At 47.8% G+C, this 3,166-nt stretch carries 4 protein-coding genes; 2 read left to right on the top strand and 2 right to left on the bottom strand.

Annotation, left to right across the window (positions count from 1 at the left end):
• Window positions 1-325: 325 nt before the first annotated feature.
• Window positions 326-1,300 carry a 3-dehydroquinate synthase gene (aroB, locus tag OXN25_20105; GenBank protein ID MDE0427165.1) on the bottom strand — a complete coding sequence of 325 codons (975 nt, stop codon included), beginning with the start codon at window positions 1,298-1,300 and terminating at the stop codon, window positions 326-328.
• A gap of 109 nt (window positions 1,301-1,409) precedes the next feature.
• The gene (locus OXN25_20110; protein ID MDE0427166.1) at window positions 1,410-1,952 is read right to left on the bottom strand and encodes a shikimate kinase; all 543 of its coding nucleotides are present in this window, start codon (window positions 1,950-1,952) and stop codon (window positions 1,410-1,412) included.
• Between the two features lie 229 nt (window positions 1,953-2,181).
• Between OXN25_20110 and OXN25_20115 the strand changes: the two genes are divergently transcribed.
• On the top strand, window positions 2,182-2,778 hold the full coding sequence (locus OXN25_20115) for a GNAT family N-acetyltransferase (protein MDE0427167.1): 597 nt from the start codon (window positions 2,182-2,184) through the stop codon (window positions 2,776-2,778).
• Window positions 2,779-2,905: 127 nt separating this feature from the next.
• Window positions 2,906-3,166 (top strand): GNAT family N-acetyltransferase (locus OXN25_20120; protein MDE0427168.1); only part of this gene is annotated, 261 nt, incomplete at its 3' end.

Here is a 3,166-nt window from a genome sequence, read left to right on the forward strand (position 1 = left end):
TCCCTCAGCCGTTGCGTCCCACGTAATCGTGATACTGGACCCATCATCGTTTGGTGTATCCACTGCCGTAACGTTCGACGGTGGCGACAAACCTTGGCTGAATGCAGTGCCAACGCTTAAACATAAAACCAAGCAGATGGCAACCCATTGAATTATTTTTAGCATAAATATTATATTCCTCGCGAGTGGTTGTCAGTTGTCAGTACGCTGCGCTTTCAGTTATCAGTTAAAGAGGTACCTTGTGGCAGTAGCAGGAAAGGTAACCACCACAATGTCTTAACTGAGTACTGAAAGATTTTTCGCAGAAAAATCGTACTGAAAACTATTAAAAACATTGCGATATAGCTTCTAAAACCTGAGAATCGTTTACATCGTCACGGATAACAACTTCCCCGATACGCGTCGGTAAGATGAGGCGGAGTTTCCCACCGAGCGTCTTTTTGTCTAAATACATAGCCTCACAGAGTGCTTCTGGCGTAAGATCGTCTGGAAAATTCAGCGGCAATTTTGCACGTTTCAAAAGCGAACGCTGCCGTTGAAAATCGGTCTCAGAGAACATCCGCAAATTAACCGCCAATTGCGCCGCACAATTCATCCCGATAGAGACCGCCTCACCGTGCCGGTATCTATTGTAATGCGTCAGCGCCTCAAGCGCGTGTCCAAAGGTATGTCCATAGTTAAGCACCATTCGCAAACGGCTCTCTTTTTCGTCTTTCGCAACGATTTCCGCTTTGTTGACACACGCACTTGAGATCATTTCAATCAGCGTCGTGTTTTCTACATTTAAGATTGCTTCCAAGTTTTCCGCAACCATTTCAAACAGCAGTTCATCCCGGATAACACCCATCTTGATAACTTCAATAAGTCCAGCTCGGATGTCGCGTTGGGGTAAGGTCTTGAGTGTATCCACATCAATGATGACCAATTTCGGTTGGTGAAACGCGCCGATGAGGTTTTTGCCCTTCGGATGATTTATTGCCGTCTTGCCGCCGACGCTCGCGTCAACTTGTGCCTGCAGCGTCGTCGGAATCTGGAGGTAAGAGATACCACGCATATACACCGCCGCCGCAAAGCCTCCTAAATCCCCAACAACACCGCCCCCGAAGGCAATAAGCGTTGAACCACGGTCGAGTTGATGCGCCACCAAACTGTCCTGTACCCGAGAGAATTCCGCCAACGATTTGCTCTCTTCGCCAACCGGAATCTCAACAGCGTTTACGTCAAGTCCGGCATCGGTCAAGCTGCGATGAACGACAGGCATGTACGCCGCTTTAACAAACGCGTCCGAAACGATCAGCACTTATTCGATTTCATAAGCGGTGTGAGCAGTTCACCAACTCGATTCAATAGTCCAGCACCGACAACAATCGGATAACTGTTCTCTCCGAGTTCTACGCGTAAGGTTCTTGTCATTTCGACTCCCTGACACTCTCCATGAACACCCGTTTGATGTACGCCATTACCGCTTCAAATGAGCATCCCGTCGTTTCCACCATATAATCTGCCTTCACATAGTACGGATGGCGATCTTCCAGCATCGATTTTATCTTCGCGAGCGGATCAGGTGTCTGGAGCAAAGGACGGTGCGACTGATGCTGGACCCGTCGGTAAATCTCTTCCGGTGTCGCTGTTAAACAAAAAACAGTCCCGTTACGTTTCAATTCCGCCATATTCGTTTCCTTCAAGACCACACCACCACCGGTAGAGATAATATGATTGTTCAATTTTGACACTTTACGAACCGCTTCACTTTCGAGTTCGCGAAAAGTCTCCTCCCCATCCTCCGAGAAGATGTCGCTAATACAACGCCCACTATCACGCTCAATAATGTCGTCCGTATCCACGTACCGCATTCGGAGCCGTGTAGCAAGTCGTTTACCGATAGAAGTCTTCCCAGTTCCCATAAAACCGACAAGCACAATATTAGGTCTGCTTTTATTTTTTTCTTTCACTGATGTCCCACCTTTACACGACTGTTTCCGTACTTCCAGTAGCTGCAATTTGAATCGGATAGTTCTAACCGACGGCGAATCGCTAAATGCCGATTGCTGATGGCTAATTGCTGAAGACTATTATACCGTTTTTGGAAAATATTGTAAAGGTTTTGCACGAATTTTTGAGGTATGCTATAATTCAACGCACTGGAATGCTAATCAGAAATAAAAAGGCAAGGAGACGTAGATGCCGCGACAACTCAGAATGGTCCGTCCGAATTTAAAAGACTTACCGGAACTACAACTTCCGCTAGGCTATGATATCCGCACCTACCGCAACGGAGATGAGGCACACTGGGCACGGATCATCAGCGATTCCTTCGGTGGCAGAGAACGCACCCCCCAAGATACACGAAACGAGATTACAGGCAGGGATGTCTTCGTTCCCGACGGATTCTACTTCGCAACGCACCGTGGCACCCCTGTCGGAACTGCCTGCGCTTGGCGGCAATCCATAGATGAAAAGGAGGTCGGATACGTACACATGGTCGGTGTTGTCGCCGAACACACCGGGCACAAACTCGGAAAATGGGTCTCACTCGCCGTTCTCCACTACTTTCGCGACAACAGATTCATAAGTGTCATGCTGGACACCGACGATTTTCGGATCCCTGCCATTAAAACCTATCTCAATTTAGGATTCGTGCCTGTCTACGTTGAAGAAGGGCAATCAGAGCGGTGGCGAGATATTTTTGAAAATTTGAAACTGCCGCATCCTTCAACCCAAATTGCAAACGTTAAAGAAACACTCTCTGAGGAACTGTGGTCGAAAGTATCAAGTTAAATGTATGGTCGAAGATCAACTCAGAATGGTACGGCATGATTTAGAGCACCTGCCGCAACTCCAGTGTCCAGAAGGCTAACACATCCGAACCTATCGAAAAGGCGACGAAGCGCACTGGGCACGAATCATGGATACAGCATTCGTAGACCTCGGCAGAACCGTTCAAGATGCCTACGCCGACATTATTAACCAACCCAATTTTGATCCAGACGGCTTCTGTTTCGTCGTTCACAAGGATATTCCGATCGGCACGGCATGCGGTTGGAATAGGTCTACCGATGGCAAACAAGTCGGCTATATTGATATGCTCGCCGTCCTGCCAGAACACACCGGACATAAACTCGGTAAGTGGCTAACCGTGTTTCTTCTACACTATTTTAAAACCCAG

This window comes from Candidatus Poribacteria bacterium (genome assembly GCA_028820845.1).
GTDB lineage: Bacteria > Poribacteria > WGA-4E > WGA-4E > WGA-3G > WGA-3G.